Annotated in this window: 21 protein-coding genes; 14 read left to right on the forward strand and 7 right to left on the reverse strand. The window is 55.6% G+C overall.

All coding sequences use genetic code 11. From position 1 onward, the window contains the following. Position 1: 1 nt before the first annotated feature. Positions 2–1087 carry a DMT family transporter gene (locus ACZ1HJ_RS09500; RefSeq protein ID WP_472722048.1) on the reverse strand — a complete coding sequence of 362 codons (1086 nt, stop codon included), beginning with the start codon at positions 1085–1087 and terminating at the stop codon, positions 2–4. Positions 1088–1397: 310 nt separating this feature from the next. Between ACZ1HJ_RS09500 and ACZ1HJ_RS09505 the strand changes: the two genes are divergently transcribed. Continuing rightward, a complete protein-coding gene (locus ACZ1HJ_RS09505; RefSeq protein ID WP_472722049.1) occupies positions 1398–2441 on the forward strand; it encodes an aldo/keto reductase in 1044 nt (347 codons plus the stop codon). Between the two features lie 9 nt (positions 2442–2450). On the opposite strand, the gene ACZ1HJ_RS09510 is transcribed toward ACZ1HJ_RS09505, so the two are convergent. Then, the gene (locus ACZ1HJ_RS09510) at positions 2451–3386 is read right to left on the reverse strand and encodes a LysR family transcriptional regulator (protein ID WP_472722050.1); all 936 of its coding nucleotides are present in this window, start codon (positions 3384–3386) and stop codon (positions 2451–2453) included. Positions 3387–3493: 107 nt separating this feature from the next. On the opposite strand from ACZ1HJ_RS09510, the gene cuyA reads away from it, so the two are divergent. Together cuyA and cuyB are read left to right on the forward strand one after the other, a co-directional pair. After that, positions 3494–4498: a D-cysteate sulfo-lyase gene (cuyA, locus tag ACZ1HJ_RS09515; protein WP_472722051.1), complete on the forward strand. Its 1005-nt coding sequence runs from the start codon at positions 3494–3496 to the stop codon at positions 4496–4498. After that, positions 4495–5178: a cysteate racemase gene (gene cuyB, locus ACZ1HJ_RS09520; RefSeq protein ID WP_472722052.1), complete on the forward strand. Its 684-nt coding sequence runs from the start codon at positions 4495–4497 to the stop codon at positions 5176–5178. The genes cuyA and cuyB overlap by 4 nt, the downstream gene beginning before the upstream one ends. A gap of 37 nt (positions 5179–5215) precedes the next feature. Here cuyB and ACZ1HJ_RS09525 read toward each other — a convergent pair whose 3' ends face one another. Further along, positions 5216–5563 (reverse strand): hypothetical protein, encoded by a 348-nt coding sequence (locus tag ACZ1HJ_RS09525; RefSeq protein ID WP_472722053.1) that lies wholly within the window; start codon positions 5561–5563, stop codon positions 5216–5218. 93 nt (positions 5564–5656) lie between these two features. Continuing rightward, entirely contained in the window at positions 5657–6604 is a 948-nt protein-coding gene (locus ACZ1HJ_RS09530; RefSeq protein ID WP_472722054.1) for a hypothetical protein, read from the reverse strand. Between the two features lie 253 nt (positions 6605–6857). Between ACZ1HJ_RS09530 and ACZ1HJ_RS09535 the strand changes: the two genes are divergently transcribed. The 6 genes from ACZ1HJ_RS09535 to ACZ1HJ_RS09560 all read left to right on the forward strand — a co-directional run bounded on the left by ACZ1HJ_RS09535 (position 6858) and on the right by ACZ1HJ_RS09560 (position 13722). Further along, positions 6858–8054 carry an NAD(P)/FAD-dependent oxidoreductase gene (locus tag ACZ1HJ_RS09535; protein WP_472722055.1) on the forward strand — a complete coding sequence of 399 codons (1197 nt, stop codon included), beginning with the start codon at positions 6858–6860 and terminating at the stop codon, positions 8052–8054. Between the two features lie 73 nt (positions 8055–8127). After that, entirely contained in the window at positions 8128–9207 is a 1080-nt protein-coding gene (locus ACZ1HJ_RS09540) for an ABC transporter ATP-binding protein (RefSeq protein WP_472722056.1), read from the forward strand. 5 nt (positions 9208–9212) lie between these two features. Then, a complete protein-coding gene (locus ACZ1HJ_RS09545; RefSeq protein WP_472722057.1) occupies positions 9213–10124 on the forward strand; it encodes an ABC transporter permease in 912 nt (303 codons plus the stop codon). Next, positions 10117–10920 carry an ABC transporter permease gene (locus ACZ1HJ_RS09550; protein WP_472722058.1) on the forward strand — a complete coding sequence of 268 codons (804 nt, stop codon included), beginning with the start codon at positions 10117–10119 and terminating at the stop codon, positions 10918–10920. Before ACZ1HJ_RS09545 ends, ACZ1HJ_RS09550 begins: the two co-directional genes overlap by 8 nt. A gap of 42 nt (positions 10921–10962) precedes the next feature. After that, entirely contained in the window at positions 10963–11988 is a 1026-nt protein-coding gene (locus ACZ1HJ_RS09555) for an ABC transporter substrate-binding protein (RefSeq protein ID WP_472722059.1), read from the forward strand. Positions 11989–12057: 69 nt separating this feature from the next. After that, positions 12058–13722 carry an amidohydrolase gene (locus tag ACZ1HJ_RS09560; RefSeq protein ID WP_472722060.1) on the forward strand — a complete coding sequence of 555 codons (1665 nt, stop codon included), beginning with the start codon at positions 12058–12060 and terminating at the stop codon, positions 13720–13722. 24 nt (positions 13723–13746) lie between these two features. Here ACZ1HJ_RS09560 and ACZ1HJ_RS09565 read toward each other — a convergent pair whose 3' ends face one another. Beyond that, complete coding sequence (locus tag ACZ1HJ_RS09565) at positions 13747–14220, reverse strand: LPS assembly lipoprotein LptE (protein WP_472722061.1); 474 nt, start codon at positions 14218–14220, stop codon at positions 13747–13749. A 265-nt stretch (positions 14221–14485) separates the two neighbouring features. Here ACZ1HJ_RS09565 and ACZ1HJ_RS09570 point away from each other — a divergent pair, with 265 nt between their 5' ends. The 4 genes from ACZ1HJ_RS09570 to ACZ1HJ_RS09585 all read left to right on the forward strand — a co-directional run bounded on the left by ACZ1HJ_RS09570 (position 14486) and on the right by ACZ1HJ_RS09585 (position 17335). Next, entirely contained in the window at positions 14486–15244 is a 759-nt protein-coding gene (locus ACZ1HJ_RS09570; protein ID WP_472722062.1) for a glycosyltransferase, read from the forward strand. Then, positions 15228–15431 carry a hypothetical protein gene (locus ACZ1HJ_RS09575; RefSeq protein WP_472722063.1) on the forward strand — a complete coding sequence of 68 codons (204 nt, stop codon included), beginning with the start codon at positions 15228–15230 and terminating at the stop codon, positions 15429–15431. The genes ACZ1HJ_RS09570 and ACZ1HJ_RS09575 overlap by 17 nt, the downstream gene beginning before the upstream one ends. Positions 15432–15551: 120 nt before the next feature. Beyond that, the gene (locus ACZ1HJ_RS09580; protein ID WP_472722064.1) at positions 15552–16817 is read left to right on the forward strand and encodes an ABC transporter transmembrane domain-containing protein; all 1266 of its coding nucleotides are present in this window, start codon (positions 15552–15554) and stop codon (positions 16815–16817) included. Beyond that, a complete protein-coding gene (locus ACZ1HJ_RS09585; RefSeq protein WP_472722187.1) occupies positions 16709–17335 on the forward strand; it encodes an ABC transporter ATP-binding protein in 627 nt (208 codons plus the stop codon). Before ACZ1HJ_RS09580 ends, ACZ1HJ_RS09585 begins: the two co-directional genes overlap by 109 nt. 8 nt (positions 17336–17343) lie before the next feature. Here the strand turns inward: ACZ1HJ_RS09585 and ACZ1HJ_RS09590 are convergent, their stop codons facing one another. After that, positions 17344–18297 carry a glycosyltransferase gene (locus ACZ1HJ_RS09590; RefSeq protein WP_472722065.1) on the reverse strand — a complete coding sequence of 318 codons (954 nt, stop codon included), beginning with the start codon at positions 18295–18297 and terminating at the stop codon, positions 17344–17346. A gap of 241 nt (positions 18298–18538) precedes the next feature. After that, positions 18539–19441: a sulfotransferase gene (locus tag ACZ1HJ_RS09595; RefSeq protein WP_472722066.1), complete on the reverse strand. Its 903-nt coding sequence runs from the start codon at positions 19439–19441 to the stop codon at positions 18539–18541. A 250-nt stretch (positions 19442–19691) separates the two neighbouring features. On the opposite strand from ACZ1HJ_RS09595, the gene ACZ1HJ_RS09600 reads away from it, so the two are divergent. Then, complete coding sequence (locus ACZ1HJ_RS09600; RefSeq protein ID WP_472722067.1) at positions 19692–20375, forward strand: WbqC family protein; 684 nt, start codon at positions 19692–19694, stop codon at positions 20373–20375. Positions 20376–20472 lie beyond the last annotated feature (97 nt).

The raw sequence follows: 20472 nt of genomic DNA on the forward strand, positions 1-20472 counted from the left end.
TTTAGTAACTACCGTTGTATTGCCGCCGCATTCCGCTCGGAAAGGCCGCTACCGGCACCAGATTTGATGCAATATCGTTCACGCTGAAGGTGGGACGCATGGCCCATGCCTGACGCAGCGCATGCATGACGGGCATCCGGGTTTGACCGATCAAAACGCCCAGCAAGATGAACGCCGCGCCGGGCAGAAAGCCCGGGCCGGGATTTTCACCCAAAAGCAGCATGGCAAAGGCGATACCGGCAAGGGGTGAAAAGGACGTTGCCAAAGACATGTCGCGCGCGGTTGCGTATTTCAGGGCGAACGACCACGCCAATTGACCCACGATGATCACAGGGATGGCATAGGCCCAAACCCAGGTCAGAAGGACCGGTGAAAATATGTCCTGGAACGTCTGTGGTCCTTGCAACAAACTGACCAATGCAAAGTAGAGAACGCTGCCCATTGCCGCGCGGTAGATCGTGAACAAGCCAATCGGGATACTGCGTAACGCATGGCGGGCAACGATGGCGGATGCGATGTAAGAGAGGGTCGCGCCAAAGGCTGCAATTTCGCCGATGCCCAACTGAAAACTTCCGCTTGGGTCCCGCAGACTGACCATAACCATGGCCCCAAAGAGCGCGATCAATCCGGCCGCAAATGTGCGTGGGTCAATCCGTTCCTTCAGGGCAAACGCCGCGGCCAACAAGAAAAGCGGTGGCTCAACACGGCTGACCAATACAACATTCGTCACGCTGGAATGATCCAGCGCGAAAAAGAACAAGCCAGGTGTGATGGCGGATGACAAAAGCGCGGCAACCTGCATAAGACCCCAGTCCTTGAACGAGAGCTTGCGCAGGTTCGCGCGGGTCCAGTCGTGGCGAAACATCAGCGTCAGCGGGATCACGGAAATGAGCGATCCCAGCAAAAGCAGGTTGGCAAATGTGATGGCGTTGCGACCGGATGCAAGAGGGGATTGAGTGCCAATATCGACCAGCGCCGTGACGATGGAATTGGATGCGGCATAGATCAGCACGCCCAACCAGGCAAAGGCCATCCCGATCTTAGCAACCGGGAGAGTTTCGATAAATTGTTGTGTACCTGACCGCATAACCGCGCTCCATCATTCTGAACTGCGCAGAACCTAGGCACGGCCTGTTTCCGGTTGATTTCGCCAACGGTATCAAGAGGTATCAATTGTTTCGGCCATGTTTCGGCGCGGCAAGGTGTTGGTGTAAAAGAGGTTTTTTGAAACCTAATTGCAGCGCATTGGGTCGTATCTTTCTGCAGCAATGTGCCCTACGTGGCGGCGGCAAAAGCGCGGGAAGGAACATATTGGTACCTTCAGCAAACGGAGCTGGCTCTTGCGTCCTTGGATGGCTGCGCTAGGTTGCCCGCCGAGGGATAAGAAGGATTTTGTGATGAAGATGAAACCGCTGGGCCGTACCGGCATGATGGTCAGTGAGCTTTGTTTGGGGTCGATGACGTGGGGCACGCAAAACACGGCTGAGGAAGGACATGCACAGATCGACAGGGCGCTGGAGCGCGGCATCAATTTCATAGACACGGCGGAAATGTATCCGGTTAATCCCATTAGTGCGGAAACGACGGGTCGCACGGAAGAGATCATTGGCCAATGGAATGCGACGTCGGGACGTCGTGATCAGGTGATTTTGGCCACCAAGCACTCGGGGCAAGGAATGCGCCATGTGCGCGACGGGGCCGAGATTTCCGCACAGACCATCCCCGAGGCAATAGAAGGTTCGTTGCGGCGCTTGCAGACGGACTACATTGACCTTTACCAATTCCACTGGCCCAACCGGGGCAGCTACATGTTTCGGCAAAACTGGCGCTATGATCCTTCGTCACAGGATCGGGCAAAAACGGTTGCGAATATGCATGAAACGCTCGAAGCGCTGCAAAAGCAGGTTGATAAGGGCACGATACGATCCTTTGGCCTGTCGAATGAAAGTGCTTGGGGCACCGCGCAATGGTTGCGCGTTGCCGAAGACAACGATTTGCCCCGTGTGGCGTCGATCCAGAATGAATACTCTTTGATGTGCCGCCTCTACGACACGGATCTGGCCGAGCTGAGCGTCAACGAAGACGTCGGTCTGCTGTCGTTTTCACCTCTGGCGGCGGGACTGTTGACTGGCAAGTATCAAAACGGCGCGGTCCCGGACGGGTCGCGTATGTCGTTGGTGGATAATCTTGGGGGGCGCAAAGGGCCGCGGGCCTTTGCTGCTGTTGATGCCTATCTCGACGTCGCACGTACCCATGGGCTTGATCCGGCTCAAATGGCTTTGGCATGGTGCGGGACACGCCCATTCATGTGCTCTGCGATTTTCGGGGCCACGTCGATGGAGCAGCTGGATACCGCACTGGGGTCCGTCGAAGTTGAGATGACCGAAGACATCATCCGTGATATCGACAAGGTGCATCGCGCGCACCCAATGCCATACTAAAAAAGCGCCTCAGCGGGAGGCCTTCATATCGATGCCATCCACCTGCAATGTGGATATTTGATCATTGAGCCGCCCCCAGGCCTCATTTGTCAGGGCATTCCCACCAGTGCGCGTTCGCATCAAGCGAATATGCAGCTCCGCGCTCGGCAGGTCGGATGAGAGATCGGTTACATCGCCACGCGTCAGGGCTTCGTGCACAACCGAGCGCGGTAGCCAGCCAATGCCCAATCCCTGCCGGACAAATTGCAGAATGGCGGGGGTCAGACCAGTCTCCGCAACGCTGTGCGTTACCGCGTCACGCGGCAGCGCCGGCAAAATGTGAAACTGCAAGATCTCGCCCAGATAGATATCAGCCGGGTATGTAATCAGGGGCAATTCCATCCGCTGCAAACCCGTGGCCATTGTCGGATGATCGCGGAGGTTTGCAACGGGCAATAAGCGGTCCTTTCCGATGGCAATTTGCTCAAAAAGGGCACTGTCGGAGGCCGATGCTTCGCCGTCGATCTGGTAGACCAGTGCAAAATCTATTTCCTGGCGCAACAGCATCAACTGACATTCGCTTCGCGTGCCGGAACGGATCCGCAGTTCGACCTGACGCCCCTCAATAAGGCTCCGTGCCAGAAGCGGTGATACCATGGTTGTCAGCGCGTGTTGGCACCCAAGGGTCAGGCGTTTGCGGTTACGCCCGTCAATATCGGCAAGCCCGGTTTGAACTTCCCGGAACCGCCGGGCGGCGGCGCGCAATTCAGTTTCCATTGCGCGGACATGTGGCAAAAGGGTAACCGGTTTGCGGTCCCGGTCAAATAGCTGACATCCCAATGCGGCTTCAATGCCGCGGATGCGACGTGTAAAAGCAGACGCGGTCAGAAACCGTCGTTCCGCCGCCGCGCTGAAAGACCCGGCGTCTAGAACCGCCAATATATCTTCGATCCATTCCAACCGCATCAGGCACCATAACTTGCAAGTTTTGCAAAAAGAAGTCGGAATTTCGAATTTGTGACCGCGAGAGGGATGTGATTAATGTCGGAAAACGTCAATTAAGGAGCGATCCCATGAACCTTGCCAAATTCCCTCGTGTGCGTCTGGCCCATCTTGCCACACCTCTGGAGCACATGCCGCGTCTGAGCGAACATCTGGGCGGGCCTGAAATTTGGATCAAGCGGGATGATTGCACAGGTCTCAGCACAGGCGGCAACAAAACCCGCAAATTGGAATTCCTGATGGCCGAAGCGCAGGCCGAGGGTGCCGAGATGGTGATGACGCAGGGCGCGACGCAATCCAACCACGCGCGTCAGACGGCGGCGGCGGCGGCCAAGCTGGGGATGGCCTGCCACATCCTTTTGGAAGATCGCACCGGATACAACCACGAGAACTACAAATATAACGGTAACGTTCTGTTGGATCACCTGCATGGCGCCACGATGGAACATCGCGGCCCCGATCTGGATATGAACGCCGAGATGGAGGCCGTTGCCGACAAGTTCCGCGCCGAGGGCAAAAAGGTGTACACCATCCCCGGCGGCGGATCGAACGCGACAGGTGCGTTGGGCTATGTCAATTGCGCCTTCGAGATGATGAACCAGTTCGTGACCATGGGCCTGAATGTGGATCATATCGTACATGCCACGGGCAGCGCGGGTACTCAGGCGGGACTGATCACCGGCCTCAAAGCCATGAACGCGGGCATTCCATTGCTAGGCATCGGCGTTCGCGCGCCCAAGCCAAAGCAAGAGGAAAACGTCTATAACCTCGCTGTGAAGACGGCTGAAAAGCTGGGATGCCCCGGCGTGGTGGCACGCGAAGATGTAATAGCCAACACCGATTACGTGGGCCCCGGCTACGGCATGCCCGGCGACGACACGCTTGAAGCCATCGATATCTTTGCCAAGACCGAGGCGATCCTTCTCGATCCGGTTTATTCGGCCAAGGGCGGTGCCGGCCTGATCGATCTGATCCGCAAGGGCCATTTCAAAAAGGGCGAGCGGGTGGTGTTCCTGCACACTGGCGGTGCAATCGGATTGACCGGCTATACGCATTGCTTTGACGTGCCAAAATGAAGCCAGTCGGCGTACTCGGTGGGATGGGGCCCGAGGCCACCATCCTGCTGATGCAAAAGGTTCTGGCCGCGGTTCCGGCACAGGGTGATGCGGATCATATCCCGTTGATCGTACATCAAAATCCGCAAGTTCCATCGCGGATTGCAGCGTTGATCGAGGGTGGCAGCGAAGACCCAGGACCAACGCTGATTGCGATGGCGCAGGGCCTGGAACACGCCGGTGCGCAGGCGTTGGCCATGCCATGCAACACCGCGCATCACTATGCCGCGACGGTTCAGGGTGCTTCAGCGCTACCTTTTCTGAATATGATCGATCTTGCGGCAGACGCGCTGGCCAGTGCGGGTGCGGAAAACGTGGGTATGTTGGCCTCTCCGGCGACGCGCCTAACAGGTGTCTTTGATCACGCGTTTACCCACCGGTCGATCCACCCAGTGTGGTCAACCGATGAAGAGGCCATGCTGCGCCTGATCAAATCGGTCAAAGCTGGTGGTGTGACGGAACCGGTACGCACGGAATTTGTACGTTTGGCACAAGGTTTGCTGCATCAGGGGGCAGATCATTTGCTGATTGCCTGTACCGAATTATCTCTTTTGGTCAGCGATCTTCCGGACGGCACGCCATGGATCGACAGCCTTGATTGTCTGACATCGGCAATTGTTGCGTTCTCTTGCGAAAACTGACGCTGTAGTCTGCCCTCGGGGACGCCGCCCCAGTCGTTTACCGACAGACTTGAGCCGCACGTTCGCTATATGCCTTGTAGGCTTTCCAGAAGCGTTCATCTGAGGCACGGTCTGACTGCCGGGTATCTTGGGCCAGTTGCAGGTTGGAATAGAATGTGGCCGCACGACGCTGTTCTGATCCGTTCAACGACTGATTGGCGACGGCCTGAATACAGCCGCAGAGACTTCGGGATCGAGCGGACCTGCCCGAGGCCAGACATGCGCTGTTGATCGGGCCTGACGCAAGCGGCATCGGGGCTTGCGCAGGCGAACGTTGGGACTTCGAAGCGCCGCCACAACCGGCCAGTGTGAACGCCAGTACCGTTGAGATCAGAATGAATTTCACGGTGAGTACCCCGCCTGCTTTTGCTCGTTATTCTTGTTGTTTTGATCCATGCCGCATTCAAACGGCAATTTCAATTCGTTCGTCGCGTCGCATTTACGCGCCGGGTCCTGTTGGTGAAAATGTGATCGAGCGGCGCTGTCCTGAATGAACCACAAACTGTGGAAATTGCAGCGTGACAGAGCTCGTCTCAATGGAGGCAGTCCATGGGTGCCCGGTATCGACGCAATGTGCGGACCGTCCGGCATAAGAACTGCGGCGGGATCCTTGGCGCATGAACCGCAAATCTTGCTTGACGGGTTTGCCATCCACCAAAATAGACGCCCGCGCCAACACTTCCGGCGCTTGCATTTCTGTGAACTGAGATTGCTTCGGTGATTTGGCCCAGATGCCGCAAGCATAGGCCATGTCGCCAATCTGACGAAGTTCAACCGCGGCCGTGATGCCGCCGCCGGAGCTGTATGTGCCACCGCCCATGATGGGTGATTGCCCCAAGGGCAGGCGCACAGTGTCGCCAAAAAGGGCCTCTACCAAATCTAACGATCTACTCAACGCCCCCGGACCAGTTTGGCCAAATTCAACGCGTGGGCCCGACACGTCCCCGGGGTCTTGGTAGACCAATTGACGTGGCATGCGGATGTCCGGCACGCGGGTTGCATGTGCCTCTTGCCAATTCTGCTGGGTCAGCGCGCAGGTTGCCTTCTTTCCTTTGTATGTGACGCCTGCCTGGGATTTTTGCAGGAACGTCAGCCCGCTGAGGGTTCTTTGACCGTCCAGATATACGGCGCTGCTGGCCAGTACATCTCTGGCGCGGCCGCGCGTGTATGCCGTTTGAGACTGGCTTTCTGACCAAAGACCGCACAACGCCGTTTTGCCGTTGATCTGCTTGAACTCACTGGCGATGGTGAGACCACCGCCTGTCGAATAGGTCCCGCCTGTCTGCGCCGGTTCGGTACTAAACTGGTGTTTCGTCTGGCCGCTGCCGGTCGCGCACGCGGCAAGTGTCACCATCGACGCCGCGAAAATCAAAGTTCCAAACTTCATGACCACCTCACAACGACCTGCACGATTGAGGGCTTAAGCGTAGCAAGCAATCTGTGGTCTCTCAACCAATTGAACCGAACCCGGCGCATTGTGGCGCACAAAGCTGCAGCCGTGTGGTGCGAAATTTGTACTTCAGCTCTTTGGCGAGGCCGTGGGGTAATGGCCGGATTTCCCACGAGCGTTTGTGTCTCCGCCGTTTCGCCCAGATTGAAACCCTGTTATCCCGAAGATGCGTGTCGCAACAGAGGCAAACATGGAACCCGAGGCATTTGACGTTGTGGTAATTGGCGCCGGTCCCGCTGGGGCCTCAGCGGCCTTCACGGCAGCGTCTCTGGGTTTGCGCGTTGCCCTGATTGACCGCAAGGCTTTTCCCCGTGAGAAACTCTGTGGCGGCCTGATCACAGGTCGGTCAAGGCGCTACTTCCGGGAAATTTTTGATGAGGAATTGTCGGACGAGCTGCTGGATCTCAAGGAGACAATCGCCTTCCAGTTCCAAGGCCGACCCATCGGTTTGATTGATGGTGCACCGCCTATGTTTCTTTCGATGCGTTGGGATCTGGACCATCACGTGTCAAACATGGCCATCGCGCGCGGGGCCGTGGATATGACGGGTTGTGCCGTTGCCCAAATCGATCCCGCCCAGCAAAGTATAGACCTCAAGGACGGACGTGCACTGAGTTACCGTGTCCTGATCGGTGCAGATGGGGTCAATAGCATGGTCGCCCGCGCGCTCTTTGGTCAGAGTTTCAACCGCGCGCGCATCGGATTTGGCTTGGAAATCGAATTGCAGGGTGCTGAAGCAGACCCACAACAGCCGATCAGCGTCAACATCGGTGCGGCCGATTGGGGATATGGCTGGAGCTTTCCCAAGAAGTGTAGCACGACGATTGGGGTTGGTGGCCTGCTTTCAAAAAATGAGGACATGAAGGCAGCGATGTCCGCCTATCTTGAAGAATTGGGCGTGACTGCCGCGCCTGCGACATTCAAGGGCCAGTTTTTGCCTTTTGGCGATGTTCGGGACAGACCAGGCAAGGGGTCTGTTCTCCTGTGCGGCGACGCCGCCGGTTTGGTAGATCCGATCACAGGTGAAGGCATCGCTTATGCCATGAAAAGCGGTCAATTGGCGGCGCAGGCGGCCGGGCAGGTGTTGGCATTTGGAAAACCGGACCAAGCTTTGCAGGTGTATCGGCGACAGTTGAAGCCCGTTCACCGCGCGCTTCGGATGGCGAATATCCTGCGCCCGCTGATCTTTTGGCCCGGCTTGCAGGGTGCGTTTGAACGCGCTTTTCGCAGCTCAGCAAACGTACGAAAACAATATCTGGATTTGCTCGCCGGTGACGCCGAATACGGAGATATCCTATGGGCATGTTTGCGCCGCAGCCCAAAAATTGCCCGGCTGGCACTTTTTCCCGCGAAGCGCGATGAGCTGTCTCTTCTAGCTTACGGTTAGACCGGATGGCTGTCTTGACAGAACGGTACGCTTCAATTCTGATCAAATCCTGGGATTGGAAGTGGCCATTTGAATGATTGAAATTGCGAACCTGACCAAAATTTTTGGCGAAGGATCGGACGCGTTCACGGCGCTGGACAACGTTTCAATAACAATCGAAGCCAATGAATTCTTTACGCTTTTGGGTCCATCTGGGTGCGGCAAGACCACGCTTTTGCGGGCAATTGCCGGGTTTCTCGACCCCACCGACGGGCAATTAACTCTTGAGGGTGAGAACCTGCTTGAAAAACCACCACATGCGCGCCCGGTGAACACGGTTTTCCAATCCTACGCACTCTTTCCGCACATGAGCGTGGCGCAAAATATCGGGTTTGGGTTGGAAATGCTGGGCAGACCCAAGGCCGAAATCGATGCCACGGTGAAAGACATGTTGTCCCTGGTGCAAATGACCGAAATGGCCGATCGCAAAACTGCCCAGATCAGCGGCGGCCAGCAACAGCGTGTTGCATTGGCGCGCGCCCTGGCACCACGGCCGAAAGTTCTGTTGCTTGATGAGCCCTTGTCCGCGTTGGACTTCAAGTTGCGCAAGGAAATGCAACTGGAGTTGAAGCGCCTTCAATCAGAAACCGGGATTACGTTCGTCTTTGTCACGCATGATCAGGAAGAAGCGCTGACCATGTCCGACAGGATTGCGGTGATGAACCAAGGCACAATTCGCCAGGTGGGTGGCCCACGCGATATCTATGACCACCCGGCCGAACGGTTCGTTGCTGATTTTATCGGCGACACGAATTTCCTGCCGGCTGATGTGATCAGCACCGCGGGTGATGTGGCGCAGATACGTCTGGCGTCCGGCCGGGAAACGACGGCGCGTGCCGCAACAGGAGGTCAGGACACATCCTCCGGGCGCGTCACCCTTGCGATCCGTCCGGAACATGCGCGATTGCAAGCCGAACAGGATGCGCTTTTGCCCGGAACATTGGAAAATGTCGTTTATTTCGGCACAGATACGCATTTTCACGTGGCGCTTGATGATGGCGGGCAATTTGTGATCCGCCAGCAAAATCAACCGAACCAAAATCAAACGCGCCATCAAGGTGACAGGGTTGGTGTCAGTTTCGAAGCTGGCATCGGCCAGGTATTGAGGGACTGAACCGGATGCGCAGTCTCACCGATATCCGAATGAGAAAAGAGCGCCGTGATCGGTTTCTCTTGCTGGGACCCGCGATGCTGTTGCTATTGATTGCGGCAAGCGGCCCCCTCATCGTTGTCTTGATCTACTCCTTTTTGACGCCCGGAGATTACGGCGGCGTCGAATGGCAGTTTTCCACCAAGGCGTGGTTCAACGTGGTCGTCGAGCGGGACTTCTTCACCGATGAACTGACATTGGCCGACGCGCATTTGAGCGTGCTCTGGCGATCCGTAAAACTGGCCCTGATGACAGTGGTACTGGCCTTTTTGGTTGGGTTTCCGACAGCCTATTTCATCGCCACCCGCGCTCCTGGTAAACGCGATATGTGGATGTTGCTGATTATGATTCCGTTCTGGACCAATCTGCTGATCCGCACTTTTGCGATCATGGAATTGATCCGAAATCAGGGTACAATAAACACCCTGCTGATCGCGACCGGTCTGATTGACCAGCCCATCCAGATGCTGTTTACCGAATTCGCCATGCTCGTCGGGATGACATATGTCTATCTGCCCCTGATGATATTGCCGATCTACGCCTCGATGGAGCGGCTTGATTTCAGCCTGGTCGAAGCCGGATATGACCTCTACGCCAACCGCTTTCAGGTGCTGCGCCGGATTATTTTTCCGTTGGTCAAACCGGGTGTTGTGGCGGGGTCCATTCTGGTCTTTGTCCCGTGTCTGGGGGCTTATGTGACGCCGCGCGTGTTGGGCGGCGGCAAGCAGTTGATGCTGGGAAATCTGATAGAATTGCAATTTGGACAATTGCGCAATTGGCCCCTGGGCGCGGCTTTGTCGTTGACGCTCTTGGTGGTGGTTATGGTGGCACTGATTTTCTATGTCCGCGCGGTCGGTCGCGAGGAGGTCCGGCATGGCTGATCGGGGCTTTGACGTTCGCCGCCAAACCGGCTTCACTACAATGGCAGTACTTTGTTTTCTGCTGCTCTACATGCCAATTTTCCTGCTCGTGGCGTATTCCTTCAACGCGGGAAGCTCGATTGCAATCTGGGAAGGGTTTTCGTGGCGCTGGTATGTCTCCGCATGGGAAAACGAACAGGTTCAGGCCGCGACGGTGCGTTCTTTGGTGATCGCGGTGTCCGCATCCCTTATCGCAACGTCAGCGGCCGTTTTGGCAGCACTGGCAACCACCAGATCCAAGCCATGGCGCGGGCAAACGGTTGCCTTTGCACTGATCAACCAGCCCTTGATGGTCCCTGAGATCGTGACAGCCGTGTCGCTCTTGATCGTCTTTGCGGCCGTAAAAGTCTGGACTGGTTATACCGGGCTTGGCTATTTGATCCTGGCCCATTCGGCCTTTTGCATTCCCTTCGCCTACATGCCAATTCGCGCGCGATTGCAGGGAATGGATTTGAACCTCGAACAGGCTGGCGCAGATCTTTATGGGACGCCATTCAAAGTTTTCCGCCGGATCACCCTGCCACAGCTTTGGCCGGGCATTCTGGCCGGTGCGATGCTGGCCTTTGTGATCTCGCTCGATGATGTGGTGATCACAGAATTTGTAAAATCCGCAGGTCAGGATACGCTGCCCACATATATGCTGGGGCAGTTGCGGCGCGTTGTGACGCCCGAAATCAACGCAATCTCAACCGCTCTCCTGGCGATTTCCGTCCTTATGGTGATCGCTTTTTTCTTTCTGAACCGGACAAAGAAGTGATCCGGAAAAATTAAACCAAAACTGCCAACTGGAGGAAACTAAATGAAAAAATTGTTTGCAACGACCGCAGTGGTCGCACTGACAACTGGTGCTGCTTGGGCCGAAGGTGTGCTCAACATCTATAATTGGGGCAATTACACCAGCCCTGAAATGATCGAAAAATTTGAAGCCGAGACGGGCATCAAGGTCACCATCACGGATTACGACAGCAACGATACAGCGCTGGCCAAAATCAAGGCCGGCGGGCATGGCTTCGATATTGTAGTGCCGTCAGGAACTTACATTCCCATCTTCGTCGAAGAAGGTCTGTTGCTCGAAGCCAAGCCTAACGAAATGGAAAACTTCAAACATATGGATCCGCGTTGGGTCGATGTCGATTTTGACCCTGGCCGCAACTACACGGTGCCATGGCAGTGGGGGACCGTGGGCATCACGGTCAACACGTCCGTCTACTCTGGTAACATCCATGATGCATCGCTGATTTTCGACCCACCCGAAGAGTTGAAAGGCAAGATCAACGTCGTGCCCGAAATGAGCGACGTGATGGGTCAGGCGATCAACTACATGGGCGGGGAGCAATGTACTGACGACAAGGAAGTGCTCAAGAAGGTCCGCGACAAGCTGGTCGAAGCCAAGGAACACTGGTTGTCGATGGCTTACGGCAACATCGAAAAATTCGCCAAGGGCGATCTGGCAGCCGGAGTGAACTGGAACGGGGCCAGCCTGCGGTCACGACTGGAAAATGAAGATATTGCGTTTGGTTATCCGCAAACAGGCTTTCCGATCTGGATGGACAATGCGGCCGTGTTGGCGGATGCGCAGAACGTCGACAACGCCAAAACGTTTTTGAACTTCATTATGGATCCGGAAAACGCGGCAATGCTGTCCAATTTCGCGCGCTATGCCAACGGCATCAAAGGATCTGAGGCGTATATGGATGAAATCATGGCAACAGCACCCGAGGTTGTGATCCCGGAGGAGCTGGCAGGGGCGGGCTACATTGCCAAAACCTGCGCTCCGGAAGTACAGAAAATCTACAGCGCGATCTGGACGGAACTGACCAAGTAATATCGCTACTCCGCGCGATCGCCCGCAAATCTATGGGCGGTTGCGCATCTTTTTTGCCGGAGCATCCTCATGTCTGACACCGTTGATACCGTTATCCTGAACGGCAGCCTGATCACCTTTGATCCGAACCGTCCCCGTGCCGAGGCATTGGCCATCAGTTCGGGTAAGATCATCGCGGTAGGCAATACCGCAGAGATGCGTGATCTGGCGGGGCCCGCTACGCGGATCATCGATGCAGGCGGGGCCACGGTTTTGCCGGGGTTTATCGACAGCCATGTGCATCTTTTTGGCGGTTCGGTTGAGTTGGGATATCTCGACCTCTACGGCGTTGAAGGCGAGGAACAATTGACTGCTGCGGTGCAGGGTTGGGTGGGCCAATGCGAAAATGATCGCGTGGTGTTCGCGGTGCAGGCAGATTACGCGATCCTGGGGCAGGGGCGTAGTACAACGCGGCATGATCTTGATCGGGTGTGTCCTGAAAGGCCCTTTGCAATGTTTGCGCCGGATCACCACACAATCTGGGCCAACACCGCCGCCCTCGAAGCGGCGGGAATTCTGCATGGCGGTGACGTCGACAAAGGGGCGCAGATCGTCATGGGATCGGATGGTCTGGCTACGGGTGAACTGCAAGAACCGTCTGCATATGCGCCGGTTCTCAAGCTCACGCGCCACGGAGGGCGCGACATGATCGGGCTGGTCACGGGCAACAATCCTGATCCAGCGGCGACCGCTGCGGAACGCATCCTGGATAAAGAAGCGATTGCGCGCGGCATGCAGCATTGCGCCAGCCATGGGATCACCGGTTTGCACAACATGGACGGCAACTTCTACCAACTCGAACTGCTTTCCGAGATGGAGGAGGACGGCAACCTGCTTTGCCGCACCGAGGTGCCGTTTCATTACAAGAGTTTCGATCCGATGGAGCGTTTTGAAGAGGCAGAAGAAATGCGCCGCCGGTTTCAGGGCGACAATGTCTGGTGCAATCGGGTCAAGATGTTCATGGACGGCGTGGTCGAAAGCCGGACTGCGTTGATGATCGACCCCTATCCCGGCACGGACCACATCGGGGATGCCGTGTTCGAAGCGGATCATTTCATCGCGGCCTGCGTTCGCGCAGATGCAATGGGTCTGCAGATTGCCACACACGCGATTGGCGATCAGGCCATCCGCACCACGCTGGATGGCTACGAGGCCGCACAAAAGGCCAACGGGAAACGCGATGCCCGCCACCGGGTCGAACATATCGAAGTGTTGCACCCGGATGATCTGCCGCGTTTTGCCGATCTTGGCGTCGTCGCCTCGATCCAGCCGGGCCACGCGCCCTTTGGCGCATTTTTCCCACCCACAGGCGTGAATGAAGTGCTGCATGATCATCAGGTGCCGTTGGCTTTTGCCTGGAATGACATCCGGAAAAGCGGCGCCCGCGTTGTGTTTTCCACGGATTGGCCGGTGATCCCTGTGGATGTGATGTTGAGCGTTAAATCTGCCGTGGCGCCAACGCAATTGCCGGGCTGGCCGGACCAAAGCCAAACCCTGATGGACACACTTGAAAGTTACACGGCGGGCAATGCGTGGGTCGAATTCAATGAGGACCGCAAGGGCAAGCTGATGCCCGGGATGATGGCTGATATCGCGGTCATGTCGCATGAACTGGAAACACTGGAACCCGGCCAACTGGACAATGCGCGGGCGCGTGTAACGCTATGCGGTGGTCGCGTGACCTGGGAGGGGTAGCTGCTCCGCAGGACCCAATGCAGTTTACTGCGTTGACAGTTTGACAGTCAGTTCGCGGGTCAACTGATCCGCCAAAATCACAATCAGACGTTCCAGCGCATCTTGCCGGGCGCTTACAAACAAGCCGTTGGAAACGGAGTACCCGGTAAATGTATCGACGACGCCCCGTGTCAGAACGACATCTGTGTCACGCGATACAAGTTCGTAGGTCACAACGCCCACAAATCGGCGCCGTTCTGTTTCGCTTTCCACCCCTTCTGGCGTTACCGTGATCTGATATTTGAGTAGCTTTGACGGGTCCGCGGGACGACCAAGACGTTCCTCCATTTCGCGAACAAACAGAAAGCTCGCCTGGTTCGTTGGCGGCGCAACAAGGATGTTCGACAGGGCCGCCGCTGCTTGTGAACCGGGCGCGTAAACCGGCGTGAAACCGCAGGAGGCCAAACCCAGAAGGAGGACACAAGCATATAGGAAAGGTCTTCTCAATACGGCATGCATTTCGGCGGTCCTTTTCGTTGGGCCCGGATCGCGGGTCTCACCAGACATAGTAGAAAACCACGACGGGAAGAAAGTCAGAAATCTTTCTCCTGGGATTATCACCTGAGCGGTACCGTGCTTGCCGCGCCTCCACAGGTATTTGCCCTTGAAGGCGAAAATGGTACACGAGAGCTAAAGAAACCGGCCTTTTCCAGGATACCGGTTGAACATCCCGAAGAGCCCTTGTAGCGGATGGAGCACTTTAATTCGCGGCGCTAAAACTGTCATGACCGTACCCAAATTTAGAGCAAGCCTTCTGGTTCTTGCCTACAACCAAGAGAATTTTGTGCGCGCGGCAGTGGAATGTGCGTTTGCCCAGGACACAGATGGGCTTGAAATCATTTTGTCCGACGATTGTTCGACCGACAAAACCTATCAGATCATGTGTGACATGGCGGCCGAATATGACGGGCCCAATACCGTTCGGGTCAACCAAAACACGAAGAATCTGGGTGTAAACAACCACATAAATTTTCTCGTTGATTTGGCGTCGTCTGACATCTGCATTCCGTTCCCGGGTGACGACACATCTGTGAAGCACCGGGTATCGCGCCTGCTGGAGGTCATGGAACGCGACGACGCCCTTTTGGTTCATTCTGACGCGACCACGATGGATGCAAACGGCAACCGAACCGAAGCGTGGCACAAAATTGCACTTTTCTACATATCAACGGACCCGGTTGCAGCGGCGGCGTCTGATGCGCTTTATCTGGGTGCGACGGCGGCCTATCGGCGCGAACTTTTTACGAAATACGGCCCGTTGCCGAGCTACAGCAAAGCGTTTGAGGACCTGATCACCGGGTTTCGGGCCGCGCTGGAGGGCCGCGTGACATATATTGACGAGCCATTGGTCAGTTACCGCAACGATGTCGGCATTTCCAACGCGATGAACCGACGCTATCGGCTTGATACGATGAGCAGAATCCAAAAAACGCCGGAAAATCAAAGTTACAGCCAGAAAAACCCTGATGGAACAACGGATTAAAGATGCCAAAACCTTTGGTCTGACCGAGCAGGACGAGATCATGCAGGTTCTGCACCACGAGTATGAAAAGGTTAATCTACGGGGCGAATTCTACGAAAAACCCCGACTGAAATTCCTTGCAACACGCGGTATGAAAGGCATGCGGGCCATGCTTTCGGAGGTAAATTATATCATCCGGCGTAAATGACACAAGCGGCGTTTGCGTGGCGCTTTGGTTGTCATTTAGGCGTATTTATGTAATTGCCCAGCTGATAAATGCTGGCGTAGATGACCACTCTCGGCGACCGCGACGGATGACCTGAAGCATATGCAAAATACCGATACCCCAAAGCGGCGTCCGTTCTTTTCGGAAGAAGATCGCACCAATCTGAGCTGGCTTTGGCACACGTATTGCAAGCAACGTATCAAAACGCTTTTGCTGGTCCTGGCGATGATCATCATTCAGGGCCTGGTGTATCAGCAGTTTTTGACCATGACCGAAAGCGGCCTGCGTGTCATTTTCGAATCCGGCACGATGCGCGAGCTGGCCTATGTCTGCGCCTTTGTGTTTTTGCTGTTTTTTATCCGGGGCTTGATGTCCTATTTCGTGCCCGTTGTGTCCGTCCGGATGAGCAACGCAATCGTCTGGGAGATGCGTCGCGATATGATTGCGCATCTCATGACGCTTGATCTGGCCTATTTTGAGCACACAAAATCAGGGAAAATACTGCAGCAGATTGTGGGGCAGCCGCAGCAATTGGGTATGTTCGTGGGCCTTGCCACGGCAAATGCACTGCGCGACGCTGTCACGGTCATCATCGTCTCGGCCTATCTGGTGTGGAAAAACCCTGTGTTGTTCGCGACAGCCCTGATCGTTTTACCCTTCATCATCTGGATCATGAATTACGTGGCCGACCGGGTGAAAGATGCGCAGGAGAAAATCCAGAACTCGATTTCCGAATACATGAACGGCATTGAGGAAATGACCAACGGCATGCGGACGGTCAAGATCGCACGTCAGGAACCGGTTGAACGCGACAGGATGCTGACGGGGACAACTGCGATCCGCGATCTGATGATCCGGGCCCAGACGACGCAGGCTCTGTTGATGCCGTCGATCGATCTGTCTTCTGCATTTGTTTATGTGCTGGTGATTGGTGGCGGTGGATATATGGTCCTCAGCCCCGGTTTTGATATGGATGGCGCGGGTATCATCACCTTCCTTCTGGGCATGGTAATGATTTTTGACCCGGCGCGGCTGTTGGCGCAGTTCTTTGGCGGTTTGCAAAACAATCTGGTCGTTTTGGGACGTATCCGAAAGTTTTACGAAGAGCAGCCGACCATCCGCGATGTACCCGGCGCGGTCACGGAATTCGATACGGGCGCAGATATCGTTTTGAACGATGTTGGTTTCAGCTACAGCAAGGACCAGCCGCTGTTTGATGGGTTGAACATGACGTTCAAGGGGGGCAGGTGTCGGCGATTGTGGGTTCTACCGGTTCGGGTAAAACCACCATCCTTTCGCTCTTGTCGCGCTTGTATGATGTCAAAAGCGGGCAGATCACCATCGGTGACAAACCAATTGATCAGCTGAAAATCACCAGCCTGCGGGATGCGTTTTCCGTCGTTGCGCAGGACATCGTGATCTTCAACAATTCAATCTGGGAAAACATTCGCTACGTGAACCCGAATGCCACCGATGCAGAGGTATGGCAGGCTGCGGAAGATGCCGAGATCGCTGATTTCGTGCGACAGCGTGGCGATGCACCCGTGGGCCCTAAGGGGGCGCAGCTTTCTGGCGGTCAAAAGCAACGGATTGCCATCGCGCGGGCGTTTTTGCGGGATGCACCAATTCTGCTGCTGGATGAGGCGACATCGGCTTTGGATCAGGCGACAGAGGCACGTATCAAGACGGCGTTGGACCGTCTGACCAAGGGCAAGACCACAATTGTTGTGGCCCACCGTTTGTCATCGGTTGCGGATGCGGATCAGATTTACGTGCTGGAAACCGGTAAACTGGTGGAGCAGGGCAAACATGAAAAACTGCTGAGCGATAATGGTCTCTACGCCCAGCTCTATAATGCGCAAAAGGACGGCTACGACAAAAAGTAGCCGGATGTTCAGCGCCGTCGCAAAATCCGCAGACCTTCCGCAAGGGCCGCAGAAATCGCCTGCCGTGGATGCCGAAAATTGGCGCGGATCATCCCTAATATGCCGTCATGACAGGATCGCCGCATCAAGTCCTGAAGCCGCGCGCGCTCGAGCTTTTTCACCACTGGATGATCGGAAGGTAGGCCAAAGGTTTTTGCGTCCTTGAGCCGTTGGCTGAAGGTTGCCACCCGCATATCCAAGATCTTTTTCCGGCGTGCCGATGCGGCGTCGCGGTGCGCCTGCGCGCGTCCAAGCACGTGGGAAATGCCAACACCTTCACGGTATTTGAGCAGGGGTTTTTCGATGAATGCAACGCGCCCTTCCAGTGCGGCCCGGAACCCCAGAATGTGATCGTCATAGATGTTGGAATAGTCCAGTGGGCCATACTTCGTGAACAGGTCGCGATGCCAGGCACCCGCAGCCCCCAGATAAAGCGACATCGATGTTGCGGTCGCAAGAGGATCGGTTGTGCGGTAGAAATCGGCTTTGCGATACTTCGATGCCGTCTCTTGGCCGTTTGCGTCAATTGCAATGGCATCCGAATGCACAAGCAACGGGTTGCCATCCCCAAACGCCCGGATGACCTCGCTCACGCGGGAGGTCATTGAAATATCATCGCCATAGGCCGGGACAATGATGTCGCCGGTGGTAAGAGATGGCACCAGATTGAGATGCGCCACCAGCCCCAAATTCGCCGTGTTGCGGCGCAGTTGAACGCTATGCGGCCCATTGTAGTCGGCAAGGGCCTCTTCGATGGCGTCATATGTGCCATCCGTCGATGCATCATCAGAAACAACGATCTGGATTGGCGGGCTATCCTGCGCCAGCACGGCTCGCACGGCCTCGCCGACAAATTTCTCTTGATTATACGTCAGCACCACCACGCTCACGGGGCATGGGCCATTGGATTCGGGTTCAATCATGCGGCTTTACTGCGTTGCAGCACTGACGGATCGGCACGCCGATCTTTCGTTCTGTAAAGGCCGCAATTGTTGGGCATCTCCATTTGGTCTCTATTCTGCGGGTGAGCGCCGTTGCGTTTTCGGGCGCAAAATTTTGGGCGGCACGTCATGCGATCTCTCTGGGCTTCTGGACATTTGGCTTGATGAATTTGGTAACGCGAAGCATGCGCTCTTTCCACCCAAATGCAATGAACACATCAGGCTATCTGCCGGCCGCGTCCGGGGACGCCCCGTGGCGGGTAACAAGCTCTTCGCGCAACGCGGACCAATGTTCGAGCCGCGCGCGTTCATCGGCTGGTAGTTCCAGATATGCGGGCTTGGTCCAGGGCTCCTGCGCCTCCAAAGCGGCCTCAAGCGCTGCAAGGTTGTCGTAGGATCCAAAGGAAGGCGCGTCAGCGGGACGGGACAGTTCATAGCCAAAACGCGCCATTAACAGGCCACAGACGGCCTCGACATAGGCGATTTGATCGTCATTCAATTGGTCTGCGAATTTATTGAAATTGTCACTCATGATCTCACGCGACAGGTTTTTCCAAAGTGTCGTTCTTTGCGCGTCTTCGGCAATGCCAACCCCTTTCGATACATGTGATAACATGCTGTCATCAAAGATAATTTCCATCTCATGGCAGACCTTTTGCAACGTCTTGGCCGGTGCCCGAAGCAGGTCTTCGTAGGTTAGCGTTACGATTTTTCTATCCGCATTTTCGATGGCCAGACTCCCTTCCAGATCGCTGCACCACCGTCTTACGGCCCGAACAACCCCGCCGCGCAGTGTTGGCGCTTTGACCCATGAGGCGGCCATATCCCGCGGGTCACGTATCATGCGCAGGTATCGCGGATTAACTGCCACAGTTTCGATACGTTCGATAAATCCATGCACCATGTTTTCCTTCAGGAAAACATGGGGTTTACCTTGCAACGCGCCCTCGGCGTTCAACAGGGCGGCGATCCGCTCGGGCGTATTTTTGCAGTCATCAAAAAGTGCGAGACGATCAGCGCGGGGCCACGCATCGATCTGCCAGACACCCAGTTTTGCATCAAACATCCGCAAAAGATCATGGCTGAGGTCCTGTTGGTCGTCGAATGTTGCAAAAACACGGAACAAATGCGCAGGGCTGGGGGCGAAAAAACCGGATGAGAGCCAAAGATTCGCGCGATCAGATTGCTACCGGATCGTTCCGAGCAAAGCAGGATCACAGGGTCGATCAGTTGCTTGTGGTGCATATTAAAAACCCCTAGCGTGCGACCCATATCTGCGCTGCGTAGACCCAATGCAATTAGTTTAGTAGATCGGCTTTCTGCTGCAACACAACAGCACCATACCGCCCCAGCCTAACGGCAAAAGAGTGGCAATAATGCAGCCCTATTTCCTGCCCTACATTGGCTATTGGCAGATGATGCAGGCGGTGGATGAGTTTGTGGTCTACGACGATGTTCAGTTTTCACGCGGCTGGATTAACCGGAACCGGCTGCTGTGGAATGGCGAGGCCGATACGTTCACACTGCCGTTGCTCAAAGGCAGCACACGGGTTTCCATCAATGAACGGTTTTTGACGGATGCGTGGCCGGAGGCGCAAACCGCGCTGGCGCAAAAAATCACCCATGCCTATGCGAAAGCCCCTTTCTTTTCGCAGGTTATGCCGTTGGTCGATGCCATACTGACAACCGACAAGGCCAATCTTGCGGATTTTCTTTTTGATGGTTTGCGGCACGTGCAGGCCTATTTGGGTATCAACACGCCATTGAAGCGCGCCTCATATATGCCCGTGGATGATCATTTAAGGGCGGCTGACCGTATCTTGGCGCTGTGTCGGGCGCGCGGCGCGCAGACCTATATCAATGCGGCTGGCGGGCGCGAGCTTTACGACAAAGACGATTTCAAAGCGCAAGGTATTGACCTCTATTTCATTCAAACGGGCGAAATCACGTATCCACAGTTTGGCAATGAGTTTGTGCCGAACCTATCCATTCTGGATGTGATGATGTTCAATGACGTGGCCGCCATCCAGGAGATGTTGGGCTGCTACAAATTGGTCTGACAAATCCGCGCGTTTCAGCGGCACGCCTTGCGCCAAATCCCTCTGGCTGATAGCCAGATTGTGACTGTCTGCGTGACCCGGATCGCACAAATGACAA

The organism is Roseovarius sp. JB2-10 (assembly GCF_055693585.1).